Origin of the sequence: Holdemania massiliensis, from assembly GCF_022440805.1 — a bacterium.
Lineage (GTDB): Bacteria > Bacillota_I > Bacilli_A > Erysipelotrichales > Erysipelotrichaceae > Holdemania > Holdemania massiliensis_A.
In genome coordinates this window covers 1,293,291-1,313,902 of the sequence record NZ_JAKNTK010000001.1, presented here as the reverse complement: position 1 = coordinate 1,313,902, position 20,612 = coordinate 1,293,291, and the positions used below count along the sequence as shown (strand labels likewise).

At 36.5% G+C, this 20,612-nt stretch carries 13 protein-coding genes; 1 reads left to right on the top strand and 12 read right to left on the bottom strand.

The window, feature by feature from the left end:
* Window positions 1-61 precede the first annotated feature (61 nt).
* The 6 genes from MCG46_RS05910 to MCG46_RS05885 all read right to left on the bottom strand — a co-directional run bounded on the left by MCG46_RS05910 (window position 62) and on the right by MCG46_RS05885 (window position 7,510).
* Window positions 62-1,234, bottom strand: a complete 1,173-nt coding sequence (locus MCG46_RS05910; RefSeq protein ID WP_020226352.1) for a glycosyltransferase — start codon at window positions 1,232-1,234, stop codon at window positions 62-64.
* Between the two features lie 65 nt (window positions 1,235-1,299).
* A complete protein-coding gene (locus tag MCG46_RS05905) occupies window positions 1,300-2,529 on the bottom strand; it encodes a glycosyltransferase family 4 protein (protein WP_240278518.1) in 1,230 nt (409 codons plus the stop codon).
* Window positions 2,526-3,821: a flippase gene (locus MCG46_RS05900; RefSeq protein ID WP_240278516.1), complete on the bottom strand. Its 1,296-nt coding sequence runs from the start codon at window positions 3,819-3,821 to the stop codon at window positions 2,526-2,528. Before MCG46_RS05900 ends, MCG46_RS05905 begins: the two co-directional genes overlap by 4 nt.
* An 89-nt stretch (window positions 3,822-3,910) precedes the next feature.
* The gene (locus MCG46_RS05895; protein WP_240278514.1) at window positions 3,911-5,023 is read right to left on the bottom strand and encodes a glycosyltransferase family 4 protein; all 1,113 of its coding nucleotides are present in this window, start codon (window positions 5,021-5,023) and stop codon (window positions 3,911-3,913) included.
* Window positions 5,024-5,161: 138 nt separating this feature from the next.
* A complete protein-coding gene (locus MCG46_RS05890) occupies window positions 5,162-6,355 on the bottom strand; it encodes a glycosyltransferase (protein ID WP_240278512.1) in 1,194 nt (397 codons plus the stop codon).
* Window positions 6,356-6,418: 63 nt separating this feature from the next.
* A complete protein-coding gene (locus MCG46_RS05885) occupies window positions 6,419-7,510 on the bottom strand; it encodes an acyltransferase (RefSeq protein WP_240278504.1) in 1,092 nt (363 codons plus the stop codon).
* A 1,820-nt stretch (window positions 7,511-9,330) separates the two neighbouring features.
* Here MCG46_RS05885 and MCG46_RS05880 point away from each other — a divergent pair.
* Window positions 9,331-11,517 carry a glycoside hydrolase family 9 protein gene (locus MCG46_RS05880; RefSeq protein ID WP_240278502.1) on the top strand — a complete coding sequence of 729 codons (2,187 nt, stop codon included), beginning with the start codon at window positions 9,331-9,333 and terminating at the stop codon, window positions 11,515-11,517.
* Window positions 11,518-11,619: 102 nt separating this feature from the next.
* Here the strand turns inward: MCG46_RS05880 and MCG46_RS05875 are convergent, their stop codons facing one another.
* The 6 genes from MCG46_RS05875 to serC all read right to left on the bottom strand — a co-directional run bounded on the left by MCG46_RS05875 (window position 11,620) and on the right by serC (window position 20,598).
* Window positions 11,620-12,162, bottom strand: a complete 543-nt coding sequence (locus tag MCG46_RS05875) for a hypothetical protein (RefSeq protein WP_240278500.1) — start codon at window positions 12,160-12,162, stop codon at window positions 11,620-11,622.
* Between the two features lie 224 nt (window positions 12,163-12,386).
* Window positions 12,387-14,780, bottom strand: coding sequence for a phenylalanine--tRNA ligase subunit beta (gene pheT, locus MCG46_RS05870; RefSeq protein ID WP_240278498.1), 2,394 nt, complete (start codon window positions 14,778-14,780; stop codon window positions 12,387-12,389).
* A 23-nt stretch (window positions 14,781-14,803) separates the two neighbouring features.
* Window positions 14,804-15,838 carry a phenylalanine--tRNA ligase subunit alpha gene (gene pheS, locus MCG46_RS05865; protein WP_240278497.1) on the bottom strand — a complete coding sequence of 345 codons (1,035 nt, stop codon included), beginning with the start codon at window positions 15,836-15,838 and terminating at the stop codon, window positions 14,804-14,806.
* Window positions 15,839-16,250: 412 nt separating this feature from the next.
* Window positions 16,251-17,744, bottom strand: a complete 1,494-nt coding sequence (locus MCG46_RS05860) for a hypothetical protein (RefSeq protein ID WP_240278496.1) — start codon at window positions 17,742-17,744, stop codon at window positions 16,251-16,253.
* Window positions 17,745-18,361: 617 nt separating this feature from the next.
* Window positions 18,362-19,522: a phosphoglycerate dehydrogenase gene (locus tag MCG46_RS05855; RefSeq protein WP_240278494.1), complete on the bottom strand. Its 1,161-nt coding sequence runs from the start codon at window positions 19,520-19,522 to the stop codon at window positions 18,362-18,364.
* Window positions 19,516-20,598 (bottom strand): 3-phosphoserine/phosphohydroxythreonine transaminase, encoded by a 1,083-nt coding sequence (gene serC, locus MCG46_RS05850; RefSeq protein WP_240278493.1) that lies wholly within the window; start codon window positions 20,596-20,598, stop codon window positions 19,516-19,518. The genes MCG46_RS05855 and serC overlap by 7 nt, the downstream gene beginning before the upstream one ends.
* Window positions 20,599-20,612: the final 14 nt, after the last annotated feature.

Genomic DNA, 20,612 nt, shown 5'->3' with positions numbered 1-20,612 from the left:
GCTAGGTTAAATAGATTAATCACCCATTTAACGTTTACTAATTGATTATAACATTTTCCTGCTAATCTTTCATTAAATCTATCATTTTACGAGTTTGTATTACATTGTTTTTTTCTTTTAATATAAATTCCCGAGCCTTTAATCCAGTTTTTTTACGGGTTTCTTCCGACAAACTCAATACTTCATCTATTTTCTTTGACATTCCTTCAACACTTTCGTCATCAAACAGATATACATATTCATAATATTCCTCTGGCATTCCCACTAACTTTGTTGTTAATAAAGGTGTACCCGATGTCATATACTCCATATTTTTTGAAGGAAACGAATATTTTGTAAATTCTTCTTCTGATGGCCTAGGATTTATTAATAGATCAGAATTACTTTGATATACAAGCACTTCGTCATTCGGTTGAATACCATGATATTGGATTTGTTTCTCTTTTTTTGCCACTTTTTCTATATAGCCAACTTCATCTCCTGAACCAAATATATGCAATATAATATTTTTATGTTTCAATAGCAATATTGCCTCAATTAATTTATCAACTCCATTTTTTTTGTTACAATTTCCTGCATACAGACAAATTTTTGCAGAACTAAATTTATTTTCTTCTTGTTTTTCAATAACTCGTTTGATATCTGATATTCCCTCAATTATTTTAAAAGGTTTTCCAGTTTTGTTTAATTTTAAGTTCATTTCTTTTGTCATGAAAACATAATGTGTGCACATTTGAATTACAAGATAATAAAGTTTTAAAAAAATTTTGGTACTTATTACATCTTCAGGTAAATCTGTAACAATACCTAATACTTTTTTTCCAAGTAATCGATAAGCAATTGCGCAGCCTAATGAATTAGGCATAGATAAAATATCACATACCATAAACGAACTAGATTCTTTACATGCAAAAAAAAGCCCTTTAAAAAAACTTAAAACCAAAATCAATAAATCTTTTATTATAGGAATGTTAAGTATAGGCAAATAATAAAATTTAACATTTTCTACCGAGTCGTTTCGCTCTATAATAAATATTTTTTGTGAAATAATTCGACTCATTGGCAAAGAAGACAAACATTGTACATTAATGCCGTTTAAACTTAGTCCTTCTACTAATAATCTATTAAATTTTTGAACTTGTATTCCCGGCTTCACCGCAGAATTCACATATAATTCTTTATACTTTACTTCGGAGCAAAGGTAAGATGTATAGATAACAGTTTTAGTCTTCATGTGGATATTCTCCTTTATCAATGATTTTAAATAATTCTAAATTAATGCTTTAAAATTAATTTATGCTATCCTTGAGTATTGTGCTTATAAATTTTATTATACACTTTAACCAGATCGCCAGTGTTTTTTTTCTGATCGAATTTTAATTTCATTTCTTTTCGAGCATTTAAAGACAAACTGTTTGCAATTTCTTCGTTTTGCATTATTTCCTGAATATAATGCGCAGCTAAGTATGGTTCATCAAATGGATAAAAATATAAACTCTCTTTATGTTTTCCGAAGCAACTGCTGCCACCTACATAGCTTGCTACACTTGGCACCCCTAAATACATGGCTTCAGCCAAAGAATTAGAACTATTTTCTATTGAAGAGGCACAGTAGAAAACATGGCTTTCTAAAAGCGTTCTCTTAACTTCTTCCTCCGTTAATAGCCCCAAAAAAACAACATTATTTTCTAAGCCGTATGACTTTATCAACTTTCTTATATAATTATTATATGACACCCCGAGCTTTATCGCTAAGGATGTTTGTTTTGTAATATCATCTCCACCTATACGACAGAGCACATCAGGCATAGTCTGCTTTAATAGTTTTAATGTTTCTAATATCATATGCATTGCTTTTAATGGATAACCTGCTTGTGAAACAAAAATAGTATTTCGTTTACATGTTTTTATCGTCCATTCTCCGGAATAAAAAGACGCTCTCAAAATTTCATTGACTTTAAAATATTCAATACGTGGATTCAAAATCTTAACCGCTGCATAATCCCAATCAGTACGACCTATGCAATATCTTGCTTTTTCATATACTTTTACTTCCTTTAGCCCTCGTTTAACAAAAACATTTTGATTTAATTTCATATAAATCGGCAATATTAAATTATAAGCTTTACTATACATATTATAATTAGCCAAATAATGAAAAGAACAAAAGCTAATTAAGCCTTGAATAGATACAACAGTTTTTGATAAATCCAGAATGCAAGCCACATCAAAGGCCCAGTCTTGTTCAGCTCCAAAAATATGATAAACATCATACTCATCACTTAATAGCATTTCTTTTAAACCTTTTAAATTTTTATACGTGATGTGTTGATATTTTATCTTTTCAAAATGTGTTACCTTCTTATTATGCATCCCTTTTTCAAGTACGGAATAACTAATCGTAACATCATCCCTTTGGCTTAGGTTAATAGATATTCCTTCAAACCACCCTCCGAATGGATCTGCCCTTAGACCAAAAACTTCTGCAATTTTTGGAGAAAATTTACTCGCCAATATTAAAATCTTCATTTTAATCCTTCTTTCTTACTAAACCCTTTCAAACATAACCCTTTTAATATGAGTATGCCATTATCTCTTAAATCCTTTATTATTAATTGGCTTAAAAAATTTGTTGCAAACTGAGTTAATAAAGTTGCTAATGCAGCCCCTTCTATTCCCCATATAGGTATAAAAATATAGTTCAATATAAAATTTGAAATAACGCCTACAAATGCAATCATTTTTTCGTATCTATACATATTTTCATTCATCATCCAAATATTTCTTGCTACACCTAGAAATGAAAACATGCAATACCATGATACAATTTTAAGAGGCGTGCTTGCATTAATATACGCTTGCCCATACATAATTTTTATAACAATGTCTCCAAAAAAGAATATGAATACGCCAAAAGCAATGCAGATCCATATTATTGCAGAATATAATTGAATAATTCTCTTCTTATAAATATATTCATTAGAAATTTTATTTTCAGTAATAACCGGTCTTGCAGAATCGATAATTGCCATTGGAATAAAGCTCCATATATTACATATATATATAGCTGTTGAATATAAACCAACAGATGTTTGATCAATCATCTGTCCTATCATCACTTTATCAATTTGAGAATAAAAAGCAACCATAATTCCAGAGATAATGAAATGCTTACTTTTATTAATTAATATTCTTCCTTCATCCTTCGATATATGAAAACGAGGACCCGCATTTCTACAATATATAATTATCAATATAATTATATAGCAAATCATTTCAAAAGAAGCTGAGAATGCAAACCAAAAAATGCTTTTTGCATTAACTAAAATATATATTTTATATAATGACACAATTAAGCACGCACTAATCTTGGCAATACTCACATATTTTGAGAAAAGTTTCGACTGAAACCAATAATTAAGTACATCAGCTGATTCAAACATTAGGGATAGTGATTGTAACATTGCGACAAAAATAATTGTTTTATCAAAACTATTAGTAATTGCAATAATCAATGTAACTGAAAATAAAGAAATTACACTCGACAAAAGCCTTAATAAAATGGATGTTCCAAGAATATTCCCCTGTTTAGTAGGATTTTTAATGAGCTCATTAATAATTATATTGTTGAGTCCCAAAGTGCATAAAGCACTTGCAAACGATAAATAAGATGCTGAATAATTGAGCACTCCGTAATTAGTTGGTCCAAGATAACGTGCAGTTAGCATACTTATTACGAAGGAAATTAGCATTTGAATTATTTGCCCTGAAATAATCCAAGCTGTGTTACTTATAAACCTATTATTAGTTTTTATATACACAATATCAATCCTTTCATGACTATCTAAAAATAATTTAAGTTCTTATCTTTACATTTACTACTTACTAACTGCACGAAGAAGTCCGAATCTTACTCAATTCTACTACAAGGGCCTTCTTTATAATCAACAATAACTTCTCCATTTATTATAGAATTAGATAAATTTAAAAAGCGTTGAGCAGCAACTTTAGAGTTCCACAGCTCTTGAATAACCTTATAGCCTTTATAACTCATATCATTTCTGAGGGCTTTATTATTAATTAACTTTTTTACACTTTGATACAATTCTCGATCTCTTAAAAATGTAAAACCATTAACTCCATCTTCAATTAAAAATGGAACACTGCCAATACGGTTGCATGCAACAATAGCACATTGACTATTCATTGCTTCATTCAAAACAGCACCCCAACCTTCAAATCTATTACTAGTACATACAAATATATCAGTATTCATCATATAATTACGCACTTCTTCAGCTGGTAAAGCGCCTTTCCAACTTATATACTCTTCTAGGTTTCTATCCTTTATCATTTTTTTTATCTTTTGATCATAATCACCAGTTCCAATCATCGTTAAATGAAATTCTATTTTTTCTCTCTTTAATTTATTCGCCAGATAAATAACTTTTTCTGGGCGCTTAAATTTAATCATTCTTCCACACCACAATAACTCTACAGGGCTATTCTCGCTTTTACTTGCCGCATTATTTAGTAAAAATTCTGGAAAGTATCCCCAACGAAAACATCCGTTTATTTTTCTGCTAATTAACTTTAAATCTTTATGGACATACGCTCCAGCACATAAATAAAACAAATTCTTACCTGTATATCTCCGATAAAGCCTATAAAATCCTGGCATGAAGTAATAGTACCATTTTTTAAAGAGTCTTTCCGTATATTTAAATGTGATCTTATTTAATTTCATTCTCTCTGTTAAATAAAAAGTTGGCGCAGATCCATGTATCACTACATCAGATTCTACCACTAAATCAATAGCTCTTTGTTGATTTTCAAGCGAAGCATAGGCTGACAAACAATATGGAAAACGAGAATTCGAATCCCTATATCCAAGTGCTAGACGTTCCTTATTTATTGGTTCAGTTGCGACAAAGCAAAAATCATCTCCCAATATATCATAGAATTCATTACAAAGAGGAATTTGGTGGTGATTTAAAAAATTCGAATAAAACGTTAGCTTCATATTTACCTCCATTAACAAGATGTGAACAAATCACAATATCACACTAAAATTTTTTCAATAACTTTAGCTCTAGAATCTAATATTAACATCCATTTAATATCGGAATATAATGCTAATATTATATTAATTACTTAAAACCTATATTAATCCATTAAACAAATTCATATATTTTCTTAGCATTATTTTTTTATCAAATGCCCGCGCTCGTGCCACACATTTATCTTCATTAAACTTTATATTTCGTTTTAATAAAGAGGGCACCTGTGCAAATTCTCCTTTTTCCAAAAGATAGCCACAGTCTTTAACTATTTCAGCACAGCCTCCTGTTCTATAAGAAATAATAGGTGTTCCACAAGCCAGTGCCTCAATATTCACTGTGGGAAAAGTATCTTGATAGGTAAAATTAACAAAATACTCAGCACTTGAATATATAAGTCTTAATTCTTCTATTGATTCTGTTCGTGGTAGGCAAATTATCTTTTTCTTAACTTTCTTTTTTTGTATTAAATTAGTTCCAACTAAAATTATTACGTACTCATCATCTAGCAGAGTACACAATTGTTGAAAATCTTCTAAACCCTTTTGTTTATTCCATACATTTGCTACGCCTAATAGAACTTTCTTGTTTTCAACATTTAATTTTCGTTTCCACTCAATTATTTTATTATGATTTTCTGGGAAAAATTTTTCTAAATTAATTCCATTATTGATAACATAATGGCTTTTATTTTTTAAAAAGGAATGACAGACTATATTGTCCATCCATTCTGAAGGTGAGATTAAAGTTAAATTTTTTATAGCTAGAAGTTTCTCTTTTTTTATCAAAAAATTTTCGCGATGGTTTAATGCAAAAAAACGATAGGGATAAACCTTCAGCACATTACATTTTCTACAATTATTTGTTTTCCATTCCTCGCAATTTATTTGTTCAAAATGAGAGCAAAAGCCTGTAAGCAACCAACAATCATGAAGCGTGATTACAACTTTTTTATTTTTTTTAGTCAAATAATCAAGCAATACATCATAAGATAAATAAAACCCATGAATATTATGTAAATGTATAATATCTGGATCAAAGCTTTCTATTATTTTTATAATTCTTTTTGTTGCTAATTTATTATTTAAGCCATGTCTATCCAAGAGCAGGCTCATAATAACATCACTAATCATGATAATTGTATTACCAACATATTTTGCAGAATAATTTCCTCGTTTTCTCCCATAAATAACTTCAACTTCATTATTATGATTTACTAAGTAGTTTTGCAAATTTTCTACGATTTTTCCCGTACTTCCAAAATGATAAACTGAGTTTATTTCAAGAACCTTCATCCATAATCTCCTTTCTAAATATATTTTTTTCTCATTAATATTACAATATTTAAACAGTTCTTATTATTTAAATTTCCATACTGATTTGTTAATAATTTTAAAGATCGGTTGTTCTACAAACTTTTTTCTTCCATACTCAATGAAAGAACAAACGGTAAAAACTATGAAAACGCTAAAAATCATATGTGTTATCAGGTTAATTGAATTAGCATATATAGAATTATTTAGCAACTTACTCCACAACCATTCTCTGACACAAGGCGTTTCATGAATTAGGTATACCCCTAAAGTGCAAGAAGCTATTTTATTAATATATTTATTGTAAAAAACTTTGGCGGAACTTGCAATAGCAAATAAGCTTATTGCAATACACAAAATCAAAATGGAGGATCTAGAATAAAAATAATTTGCTTGATATACAAGCGATGGGAATTTTAAACTTAGCAAATCAATACTTAAGGTTGAAAGTATCAATAGACCCCAACTTAAAATTAAGATATTCCAAGAATTCTTTCTATCGTATATAATATTATCATGATATTTTCTCATATATTGTCCGATACTATACAGCACTAAAAATTGACAAAGCTCATTTCCAAACATATCACTTCCAAATATGCTTCCAAAAAAAAGGGTAGGAATTAAATACCACAAAATCACAGCAATAATAATGAATTTTTTATATTTATTTCTATCTAGAGCATTTAAAAAAGCATTAATAAAGGGCGATATAATATACAAAACAAAATAGGCACTAACAAACCAGTATTCTTTAAAAATTATTGGAAATAACACTCTTAAGTAATCAAATTTATCAATTGTCAGGTTTTGAAATGTAGAAAAAACAAGAAATAATATGATTGAATAAAAAATAGTTTGAAGCCATATCTTTAAAAGTCTTTTAATGTCAAACTGTGCTTGATAATTATAATAACCAGTTATTAAAACGAATAAATTCACACCTAAATTTCCAAGCACAAAACTCTGAAGAATAAATTGATTCAATCCAAATTGCATATTCTCTACAGCGATCATGCCATGGAATGAATAATGCGAACACACTATAAAAACCATAGCAACAATTCTTAGAACTTCAACTGCTGAATTTCGTCTTGCTAAATTATTTTCTTCATCCTTCGCAATATTTATTTTCATTTGTTTTCCCTCCAGATTTTTAGAGATTAAATCTAGGAACATATTCATATTACATTTCTGCAAAAAGAATAAGTTTTTTCTTAAGCCTTTTCTCTTTAAATAGTATTCAAAAAAAACACATACCAAGCTTTTAATAAACAATCCATTTTCTACCTTAAGTAAAAGTACCAATAGAAATTAGATACTTACTACTTAAAGTGTATTTTAACATATAACATAAGAGAAAACAAAACAATAATTTTTTTGAGTTTCGGTATTTTGACTTAGATTTTAACGTTTTTCGCATAGTTTATCATCGTTGAACTAAAATTTAAAAAACATCCAACTTCCCAGCGCTTATTTCTCTTATCATCCCATGTTTAAGAATGTCATTTTCATAACATTTTTTAATATTCAGTATCTTCAGCCATAGTTTCTGCTGTAATTGTTTATATTCTTGGCTTTATTTTATCTTCTGCAATTCATTGGCTCCTTCTTAGACATAGTTTAATATTCTTTTCATTCCTTCTGCTATTTGGTAAAACCACAGATAAACTCCCCCTTTGCAGTAATTACCCTCTTTCTATCAGCCTATCAGCTTTATCACTATCAACTTTTCATTCACTTTCTCTGCCAGCATTCCTATTTGTTCTATGTGCATTATCAATATCGTATTTAATGCATTTATTACAAACGAAACAGGACATTGTAAATTTTTCAAAAAAATATCCAACGGACTATCAAACACCAAAGAAGAGTTTTTTATGGATATGATGTATGGCAAAGTATGCTCTTAATTGAAATAACCAGAGCACCAGCAGAACCTATTCGACTGTAAAATAAAGTAGAACGATTATCCGATCATTTGATATCTTTTAATGATCATGATCTGAAAATCATAAAAAGCAAATTTCTTTACGGAAGTAAAAAATATATTGATGAAGAACCCTTAGGCCTATTGGATAATTCAAAAATAGTAAAAAAACGGCAAACATTTTGAAGACTTATATCAAGTACGAGATGCTAACTTATCAAATAATGACATTTTACCTGCATTACCAGGTATGCGAAGCTACTGTATTTACAAAAAAGAGAAACAACCTATATCACTCTATAGCAAAATCTATTCAGCAGAAAGCAAAAGCTTCAAGTCAATGAATGATGAAACTATGAAAAGTATAAAAAAAGTCAAATCTGTCATCACAAAAAGATGTACCTTTGCCTACGATAGAAAGCACGATGCGAATGTGCTCTTTAACTATTTTATTGATGATAATAACAAGCAAGATGATTTTATTATCAGGCTAAAAGAAACAAGAAACCTACTATTTAAAGAGAAATCTAAAAATGTATAGGAGATCACGAAAGCTCGCAAAGGAAAAATAAAGATTCAGATGTATTTCAGCAGATAAAATGTTTCACAAGCGAAAGTAGAACTATCGAGTCATAAGGGAACAGCTCTGATGCTTGCCATGATCTACGGATTAAGTGATGACAAACCAATGATGTTACTAACTAACAAGCAGGTGAAATATAAAGAAGATGTGTATAAGATTTTACGAAGTTATATGGAAAGATAGTGGATGAAACTCAAAAATAATTTTACACCCTACCTTTATTACCTAGAAACGAAAAAGTAAAATAAACATAAGGCCAAGATAAATTCAAAGATATGAAGTTCAATTTAGCTATTTTTCATTGATTTGACTTTAATTCAATATTCTATTAGAAGTATATTATTCTAAAATCCAACTTCTTACAATTTTCAGACGTTCAGAATTTTCCACCCCGTTTTTTTTCATTTTGTTGTATCATAGTACTATTCTTCAAGGAGGAATCTCATGAAAAAACAGTTAATATCTTTGCTAGCCTTAATGTGTGTCATGACCGCCTGCACGCAGGCTGAAAATAAAACAACACCTGAACTCAGTTCCAATCCCGTGATCAGTGTTGTCGATCTGCCGGAAACTCAGGCGCCAATTGCCCAGCCGGAATTTGAAACTACCTGGGCTTTGACTTCAACCGACGGCTATGGCGTACTCGAAAGTACGTTTTCCAAAATCAAAATTATTATGAATTCACCCGGCACTGAAATATTCGGTGTTCAAACATATCACGAAGGATTACCCTTAATCCACGGAGTTACCTATCACCTCAGCTTTGATCTCAGTTCAACAATTGAGCGTCCGGTTGAAGTGTTTATCATGAACGTGGACAACAGTGCAATTGAATTCAATCAAATGTTGTCTGCCAGTGAAAACAGTACACATTATGAATTTGACATTCAAATCCAAGGCAATACATCATGGAATGGCCGACTGGCTTTCAATACAGGCGCACCAACAGCTGAAACAACCTACGACTACCATGAAGTCACCATTTCCAATTTAATCTTCCAGGAGGCTTCTAACGGTCAAACAGAGCCCAATATCAAAATCAATCAGACTGGTTACCTGCCGAACAGTCAAAAAAAGGTGGTCTTCCCTTTCGATCAGGGAGATTGTTTCCAGGTTATTGATGTTAATACCAACACCATTGTCTATACTGCCCCGATCTTACGCAAGCTCTATAACGAGAGCACCAAAGAAACAACATTCTACGGTGACTTCAGCGATTTTACAACACCGGGTCGTTACCGCCTGCAGTCTCAGCTCAATGGAACTTCCTTTGAATTTGAAATTCAGGACAATCTGTACCATAGCTTATTGGATCAGACTGTGAAAATGCTCTCCTTACAGCGATGTGGGGCGGAGCTGACAGAAGACTGGGCAGGCGCTTTTGCCCATGCTCAATGCCACACGCAGATTGCAACTCTCTACGGCACAGATCAAGAACTTGATGTCAGCGGGGGATGGCATGATGCTGGCGACTATGGTCGCTATGTCCCTACTGGTGCCAAAGCTGTTATTGATCTGATGCTCGCCTATCAGATCAATCCTGATTTATTTACAGATACTATTGGAATTCCAGAAAGCGGCAATGGCATCGCAGATATTCTGGATGAGGCTCGTGTCGAATTAGAATGGCTGCTTAAAATGCAGAATGGCTGGGGCGGCGTTTATGATAAAGTTGTCACGGCCCAATTTCCTGATTTCATCAAACCCGATCAAGACACTGCTACTCTTTATGTCATGCAAGAAATGACCACATCCGCTGGGGATTTTGTCGGAGCCATGGCTTTAGCCTATTCGGTATTCAAAGATGTAGATGCAGATTTTGCGCAGCGTTGTCTGGACGCAGCCAAGCTCTCCTGGGACTATTTGCAGTCAGCCACACTTTCCGTCTACACCAACCCAGAAGGCTTCTCTGCTGGCCAGTACAGTGACGACAACGATACAGATGAACGTTACCTTGCCTCTGCAGCCTTGTATGCTGTGACTGGTGAACAGAAATATCTTGATTCTGTAAAATCAATCTTCCAGGCCAGTGCCGATCAGTTGACTGGCGTACAATGGAAAACCATGGGCTCTTACGGTACCTATCTGATGTTGAAGTTGTCTGATGTTCAGACTACAGATGCTGCATTTTATCAGCAGCTGCTTTCCAAACTGATTTCCGATGCAGAACATGTTCTCAATGCGACTTCCAATGATGGTTACTTTGTTTCGTTATACTCCGCCTATGCCTGGGGCAGCAATGCGGATATTGCCAATAATGGCATGCTTTTAGCCTTGGCCAATGATATTCGTGCGAATATCAATTACGCCAACAGTTCAGCTGATCACCTGCATTATTTATTGGGCCGCAATAGTCTGAATATTTCCTTCGTCACCAATACTGGAACACTTTCCCCGCAGCATCTGCATCATCGCCCAGCCTCAGCAGCGAAAGCTCTGCTTCCAGGTGCTTTGGTGGGCGGACCGGATTCTGCGTTAGAGGATCCAATTACGCAATCCATGTTCAATGGCGAAACAGCACCGGCAAAATGTTATGTCGATGATGCCGAAAGCTATTCGACCAATGAAGTTGCGATTTACTGGAATTCACCACTCGTTGCCTTGATCAGTGCAGTTGAAAAAGCCAACTGATTTCAGTCCTGAATAACCATGAAAAAAGATCAGAGTTCCCATCACTTTAAGGGAATCTGATCTTTTTTACTCTTGGATGTCAGCGTTTTGGCAGAAATCAAATTATTTGCAATGATTCGCTGACGGCAGGCTTTCCTCTTGATTGATTTGAAAGTAAGGTGAATCTGATTTTGTAATCGCCACGATTCCGTCTACCGCTTCATACAAAACCATCATTTCACTCAGCATTTTCTGCTGATTGAGATTGAGACCTTGCTGAGGCTCCTCAATGATTAACTTCGCTCCAGTTTCAAACACGGTCATATAATATAACAAAGTAACCAGCCAGGCAGTACCTTCTAATGAAGTTTCTTTTAACAGTACCCGCTGATCGCCATTGACCAGCCAGTCTTCACCATTATTCCAAACTAAGTAGCCGCCTAAGATTGCTTTTGCCCGAGCCAAGGATGCACGATATACATAGGGATTGAACAGACCACGTTCTGCCATCCGCTTTTCTGCAATACCGGCAAATCCTCTTTTTAATAATGGCCTCAGTTTTTCCTGAATCGCTTTTAAAGCGCTGTCTTCGCTTAAACGATCTTCCAGGACAACGAAGGTCTCACGTCTTTCACCTTGCATTTCTTCATTGTTAAATTCAACCACAATATTCCCTCTCTTTCACTCAAAAACGTGAACTTCCTCATCTTACCGCACTCTTGAATTAAAGACAAGAGGAGAATTCGGAGTTCAGAAAAAAATAGATCAAAGAATGGAAAAAATGTTAAACTTACCCACCGTTCAGGAATTCTTTTACCTCTTTTTCGCTTCTTTTTGCAAAAATAAAGACCCGAATTTCTTCGAGCCTTCATCCTTAATCAAAATATAACTCAACCGCGCAGAACAGCCTGGCAGTCTTTTTCCAAACGTGCTAAGACTGTCTGATGAACTTCCTGAATTTCCTGATCGGTCAAGGTATGGTCTTCCGACTGATAGACAATGGACAGCGCTATCGATTTTTTCCCGCTTTCCACACGTTCCCCCTGATAGACATCGAAGACTTCAACTTGCTTCACCATCCGCTTACCCGCCGCTTTAATCGTCTTCATCAGCTGCTCAGCTTTGATGTTTTCCTCTACCACCAGGGCAATATCCCGATGGACGGCCGGGAATCGATTAATCGCTGAGAACTTCACCTTGCTGGCTTTACTATCCAGCAGTAAATCCAGCTTAAATTCACCATAAACGGCTTTGCCAATACCCAGTTCTTTAGCCAGCACTGGATGAATCTCACCCAATATACCCAAGCACTGGTTGCCCAGCATAACACAGGCGCTGCGGTATGGGTGGAAATGCTCCTGATCTATGTTATTCTCCTGGAAGCTGATGCGTTCTGCGGCAAATCCCAATTTGCGCAGAGTCTCTGTAAGCACACCTTTAGCCGTGAAGAAATCACTGCGGATATCGATTCGATTCAATTTGGAATTCTGCAGCGAATCGGACAGAACCATCGCAAAGCGTTCCTGCTGCTGACCCATAGCATAGACACTGGAAATTTCAAACAGATTGACATGTTCATTCTTGTGATTTTGATTATAAGCCAGACATTCCAGCAGGCTCATCATCAGTGACGTCCGGACATATTTGCGCTCTTCACTCATTGGGGCAGCCAAGGCCACGGCTTCACCCAGCGGCATCAGCGCGTTATCAATAAATTTCTGGGATACCAAAGTATAGGTGACGACTTCAGACAGACCCAAACCCGTCAGCGATGTGCGAAGACTGCGGCGCATTTGCTGACGATCCGTCAACTCACCGACCGTGGCTTCCATGGTTGGCAGCGTTGTCTTCAGATCTTCATAGCCCAAAAGCCGAATAATTTCCTCATCGATATCCTCACGAATATTCAAATCTGTCCGATAAGAAGGAATGGTGCAGGTGAAGCTGTCACCCTTGACAATCGGATTCAGATCCAGATCCTTCAAGACACCGACAACCTGATCCATTGTGAATGCCGTACCTAACAGCGTGTTGCAGTGGGTCAACGTTTCCGTCACAGTTTTAACGGAGTCCTCAATCGTACCGACCATAACGTTTTCCTCAAAGTCCTCCGCTTCTGCCAATTCCTTTAACAGCTGAACAGAACGATCCACAGCTTTGATCGGTGCCATCGGTTCAATACCTTTGGTGAAGTGCATGGCAGCTTCTGTGCTCAGTCCCAGCCGACGAGCTGTATTCCGAATCGAAACCGCATTGAAGACCGCGGCTTCAATAAAGATACTCGTCGTGGATTCATCAATCTTACTTTCCTCGCCGCCCATAATTCCGGCAATCCCTGTCGGCTGTCCGCCTGTCGTGATCAACAAATCGCCTTTTTTGATTTCATAGTCCTGACCATCCAACGCCTGCATTGTCATTTCCACATCATCAACAACTGTAATTTCATGATGCGGCAGCTTGCTCAGATCATAGTAATGCAGCGGCTGACCGGTTTCCACCATGACAAAGTTGGAAATATCAACCACATTGTTAATCGATTTAATTCCGTAAGCATGCAGATAGTTTGCCAGCCATTTTGGCGATGGCCCAACCTTAACATGATTGACAACCTTGCCGACAAAAACTGGGCACTTCTCAGTCTTACTCGCAATTTTGAAGCTGCCGGCCGTTCCGATCTTGCTTGCCTCTTGGCAAGAAGGCCAGGTCACCTTACGATGCAGCACCGCACCGACTTCCTTAGCCAGATTCCACATCGCGTTGCAATCCGCACGATTCGGCGTTAAACCGATATCAAGGATCGTATCATCCAGCCCCAGATATTCCAGAACACGAGTTTCCCCAACCGGTGCTTCCTCATCAAACACATAAATACCGCTCAGCTGTTCTTCAGTCTGGGCTTTTTTATCCACGCCCAGCTCTGAAAGACTGCAGATCATTCCATTGGATTCGACGCCGCGTACCTTGGCTGGCTTAATCTGAAACCCACCTGCCAACACAGCACCGACTTTAGAAACGATGACTTTTTGGCCGGCCTTGACATTCGGAGCGCCACAGACAATGTTCAACACTTCATCACCAACATCGACAGTTGTTACATGCAGATGATCACTGTCTGGATGATTCTCACAAGTTAAAATCTTGCCAATTACCAAATTTGTGCCCTCGGCCATCTTTTCAATGCCTTCTACCTCAAGTCCGGCAATCGTTAATTTTTCAGCTAAGACCTCTGGTGTGACGCCATCTAAATTGACGTACTCCTTCAGCCAATTCATACTCATTCTCATTTTCTTTTTTCCTCCTTCTGCGATTAATCAAAACGATCGAACATTTTGAGGAATCGGGTATCGTTGATGTAGAAATTACGAATATCGTCAACGCCATATTTCAGCATCGCTACCCGTTCAATCCCCACGCCGAAAGCGAAACCGGAGCATTGGGTAGAATCAAAGCCAGCCATTTCCAGAACGTTAGGATGCACCATTCCCGCGCCCAGCACTTCAATCCAGCCAGTTCCCTTGCAGACAGGACAGCCCTTACCGCCGCAGATATGGCAGCTGACATCCACTTCTACGCTGGGCTCAGTGAACTGGAAATAAGAAGGGCGGAAACGGATCTGGCGGCCTTTACCAAACATCCGGTCAGCCAAAAACTGCAGTGTTCCCTTCAAGTCTGTCAGCGTGATATTCTTATCAACAACTAATCCTTCGGCCTGCATGAACTGATGAGAATGGGTCGCATCATCATCGTCACGACGGTAAACTTTGCCAGGGCAGATGACCTTAATTGGCAGCTGACCCTGCGCCTTTTCCAATTCACGCATCTGAATTGCCGTCGTATGCGTGCGCAGTAATTCCTTCGGATTGATGTAGAATGTATCCTGCATATCACGAGCCGGATGATCGGCTGGAATATTGGCGCGTTCAAAGTTATAGAAATCCAGCTCGACTTCCGGACCTTCAGCAACCGTATAGCCCATTCCGATGAACAAATCTTCAATTTCCTGACTGATGAGCGTCAGCGGATGCAGCGTACCCGTACGAAAGGACACACCTGGCAGCGTGATATCAATTTTTTCTTCCTGCAGCTTTTGATTCATTGCGATTTTTTCCAGGACTGCCATTTTTTCTTCAATCGCGGCTGCGACTGCTTTCTTGCATTCGTTGACTTCCTGGCCAAAGGCTGGCTTTTCTTCTGGTGAAAGATCCTTCATCATCGTCATCAATGACTGAATCGGTCCTTTCTTCCCTAAGGTTGTAATCCGGATCTGCTGCAGCTGCTGCAGATCCTGGCAGGCTTGAATGTCTTCCAGTGCCTGAGCCTGGACTTGCTGAACTTTTTCCATAAACTGTTCTCCTTCATCATTCAACAAAAAAACGTCGTCCCTGATTCAGGAACGACGGCTCGCGGTACCATCCTGATTTATCTTCTTGTCTTCATACAGACAGTCTAAAGATACACCTTAATTTTCCCGTAACGTGAGGAAAGACGGGGATCATTACTCCCACTATAAAGGTGAATTCGCAGAAACCTGCCGGGCAGAATGGCTCTCAGCGGGTCACCATCCCTCTCTTTTCCCAGGTTCTTCTGTTACTAGGCCTTTAGTTAAACCGCTTTCTAGTTGTTATTATAGCCAGATGATTTTTTTTTTGCAAGCGAAACCAAAAAAATATTATTATACAAACTAAATTTCCTTTCTTTTTTAATTATCAACATTCTTATTCATATTTTTATTGCATATCCCTTTGATCCTAAATTCATTTAACGCTAACATAATAAATATCGAAAAGAGTAGTGCGTATGTCTTTTTGCAGATCAAACTGTAAATTTCCAGAAATATTTCTGCATAAATATTTTTCAGATTCTTCAAACGAAATACCTTTTTGTATATATAAAATAAAATCTTTATCGATATCATTTTCAAATTTGTGAGTAAGTTGAGTAATCCCTGTAGCCAAATACCACCTTAAATCAGCAAATAATGTATTTATACTGTAATCTGGAGTTTCCTCCTCAGTAATAATAACTGCAACCTTGTTTTGATTTTCCTCTGCATATTCCCACGAACATTTTGTCATAAGATCATTCAAAATCTCTAAACTCAAGTTCGATAATATGAGAAATATAGTAATAACATATATGATAATTTTATTTTTTTGTAACAGCTCATAAATGCAAACAATAATGAACAAGATATAAATAATATCAAAAGGGAGTATATAACGATTGACTGCGTGCATACTTATTTGTGAAATAACAGTTAGATAAATATAATATATTAAAACAAATGATGCACTGATGCACATAATTTTCTTTTTATCTCGAATTCCTATAATCATTGTTAAAGACGCTATTATTATTCCTACAAAAGCAAAAGCTTTCCCCAGAACAAAATTTTTACAATAACCTAGAAACCTATCAATATTTAAGTTAAATGAACTCACACTATTCAAAGCATTTTGACCATGTGTCGATGAAAACAAATGTTTAAAAATGGGTGGAAATAATATGACATTTATTCCACAGGCAACTAAAACAATAATACTAGCCGCAAATAATTTATTAAATTCGCGATTTTTTAGCATAATCAAGGCACAAGCCAGACAAGTCAGCGCTAAAATAATATAGAAATAATAATGTGTTAGTCCTCCCAGAAAAATAGAAATAAACAATAAAAAATACCAACGATAATGAATTTCCGAATCAGTTAATATATTATATGCTGAAATTGTTAATAATAAGACAAAACTGCTAGCTAACTGATACATTCTAATGAAAATTAAACCATCCGTTATTACAGTTGTATTTAATGCGTATAATAGCATAACTAAAAAAGACAAAAATTCATCCTTAGTGATTTTTTTTGTCCAAAAAAACAAAACACATGCATTAAAAAGATAAGAAATCAAATTAATAATTAAGCCATACCAAATCGTAAATCTCCCAGGAAATAATGATGATATAGTGTGTAACAGATTATAAAACAGTGGTGGGTGCACATCATTCATTTGATTAAAATAAACTTGTGAGTAATCAAAAGGAGTTCCCATCACAGCATAATTACTAAATAATGATTTTTGAAGCCAACCATTGGGTTCATACGTTATCCAACCACCTGGAGCATTAGCTAAAGCATAACTAAGTGATTCATCTACATTAAAAGTCCGTTTGGCAAAACAAAATAATACTCCAAAAAGAAGAGTAATAGAAAAGCCTATATAAAACCAGATATATTTCTTTCTTTTTCCCATAAAATCGTTCCCTAACTTTCCAAAGATCATATTCTGATATTTTTCCTTCTAAAATCTAAATAATCTCAAATATTTATGTTTCTTCAAACATTACAAATAAAAATTATATGGCTAACTTATCTATTTGTTTTAAAGCTAAGATCTCTTTACGAATATCAATAAAAACCAATCATGGAGATTCTAAACAATAGATTTTGCCATACATATTGTCAAAAGACGTTAACGACGCTTGATGTTTCTACCTTTTACCAAATAACTCTGTATGTAATAAAAACAATCTCTTTTCCTTCCCTCTAAAGTAATCAATATTTCTGTAATTTAAATCAGACTTTTTTTGACGAGACGAATATAATAAATTTGTACAAGAAAACAGACTGTTTTATAGCTTTTTTTGAGATCAAATATCATGTAATAAAAAGTCTACTTTTTTTGATCATCCTCTTAATATATAAGTGTAGTGTTTCAATACTCAACAACTTGTTATGATGAAATTCCCTCATTGTTTAGGTTGAATAATGAACAGGCGTTGGTGTGGCTTTTAGACATAAAAAAACTTTCCTTCAGATCAATTAGACTTTAAGGAAAGTTCATGTTTTATATTCTAAAGTAACTAAATGCTAAATGATTCTCACTCGCAAAATATCCTCCTGCTCCCGTAACTCATCCGCAATCCTTTCCACCTCGGCAGTATCCACATCCAACAATGTATAGGCATAATCACCTTGAGAACGATTCACCAGATTCTCGATATTGACGCCCTCTTTGGAAAACATCCCTGAGATATGCGCCAACATGTTGGGAACATTGCGGTGAAAGCAACAAATTCGTGCCTGACCACTGCGTTCCATGACGACATCCGGCAGATTAACAGAATGACGGATATTTCCGTTTTCCAAATAATCGATCAGCTCTTGGACCGCCATCACTGCGCAATTTTCTTCCGCTTCTTCCGTTGAAGCCCCCAGATGTGGAATGATGGTCACCCCTGATTGACCGGCCAGCTGCGGACTTGGGAAGTCTGTAATATATCCCCGCAGCTGTTTTTCTGCCAAAGCGGTTACGACTGCGGATTCCTCAACCAATCCACCTCTTGCGAAATTCAACAACACAGCATTGTTCTTCATCAAAGCCAATGCTTCAGCATTGATCATATTCTGTGTCTTCGCATTCTGCGGTACATGCAAAGTAATAAAGTCTGCCTTTTTCAATACCGATTCCAACTTTTCTTCATGTTGGACTTCACGCGACAGTTTCCAAGCGGCATCCACAGAAATATAAGGATCATAGCCGATGACCCGCATTTCCAAGGCTACCGCCAGATTGGCGATTTGAATGCCGATTGCGCCTAGACCTATAACGCCCAGTGTCTTCCCTTTCAGCTCGGTTCCGACAAATCGGCTTTTTTCTTTCTCTGTCCGCTGAGTGATCTGCGGGTCTGTGCCAAGCGAAGTAATCCAATTGACCGCAGGAATCACCGGCCGACACGACAATACAAGCGCACCCAATACAAGCTCTTTAACCGCATTCGCATTAGCACCGGGTGTATTGAAAACAACAATTCCCGCTTCACTGCATCGGGAAATCGGGATGTTATTCGTTCCTGCACCCGCTCGGGCAATCGCCTTTAACTTGGATGGAAAAACCAATTCTTTTAAATCAGCGCTGCGGACTAAAATCGCATCGGCATCCGCAGTTTGATCTGTCAGCTGATAACGATCCGATGGAAGCTTAGCTAACCCAGCCTCCGCAATTTTATTCAAACATTGAATATTTAACATATCGCCTGAGCCTCCTCAAACCGTTTCATGACTTCAACAAGTTTTTCAACACCCTCTATCGGCATGCCATTATAAATCGAAGCGCGCATTTCACCGACTGAACGATGGCCTTTCAGATTCACTAACCCTTCAGCTTGGGCATAGGCAATAAACTTGGCGTCCAGCTGTGGATCACCCGTCATAAACGGTACGTTCATCATCGAACGATCTTCTTTTTTGACTTCATTCTTAAACAAGGCTGAACTATCAAGATAATCATAAAGCAGCGCTGCCTTGCGCTGATTATAGCTCTGCAGCGCTTTCAGATCCTGAAATTCCGTTTCAATCCATTCCAGCACCAGACCTAACATATAGATCGCAAACGTTGGCGGTGTATTGAACATCGATTCCTGTTTTACCTGAACGGCATAGCTCAGCATCGAAGGCAGCTCCGGCCGTTCTTCGATTAAATCATCACGCACAATCACCACGGTCAATCCGGCAATCCCCATATTTTTCTGCGCTCCCGCAAAAATCAAGCCATAGCGGGAGACGTCCATGGGCTCGCTTAAAATACAACTGGAACAATCCGCAACTAATGGAACATGACCACATTCTGGTAAATTTTTATACTTGGTTCCAATGATCGTGTTGTTTTCACAGAGATAAACATAGTCTAAATCCTGCGGTACTTTCACATCTTTGGGAATAGAATGAAAATGATCAGCTTCGCCGCTGGCCAGCACAACACATTCGCCGAACTTACGGCATTCCTCAATCGCTTTTTTCGTCCATGTTCCAGTATGAATAATTCCTGCTTTCCCTTTAGGTTTCAGTAAATTCATCGGCACCATCGAAAATTGAAGCGAAGCCCCGCCCTGCAGAAACAGAACTCGATAATTTTGCGGAATCTGCAGCAATGTGCTCAGCCGCCGCTCAGTTTCGCGGACGATTTCCAAAAAGGTGGAGGATCGATGACTCATCTCCATAACAGACTGTCCGGAAGTTCCATACTCCAATAATTGAGCTGCCGCTTTCTGAACGACTGCCAAAGGTAACTGGCTTGGACCAGCGCTGAAATTAAGTACTCTTGTCATAACTCCATCCTCTT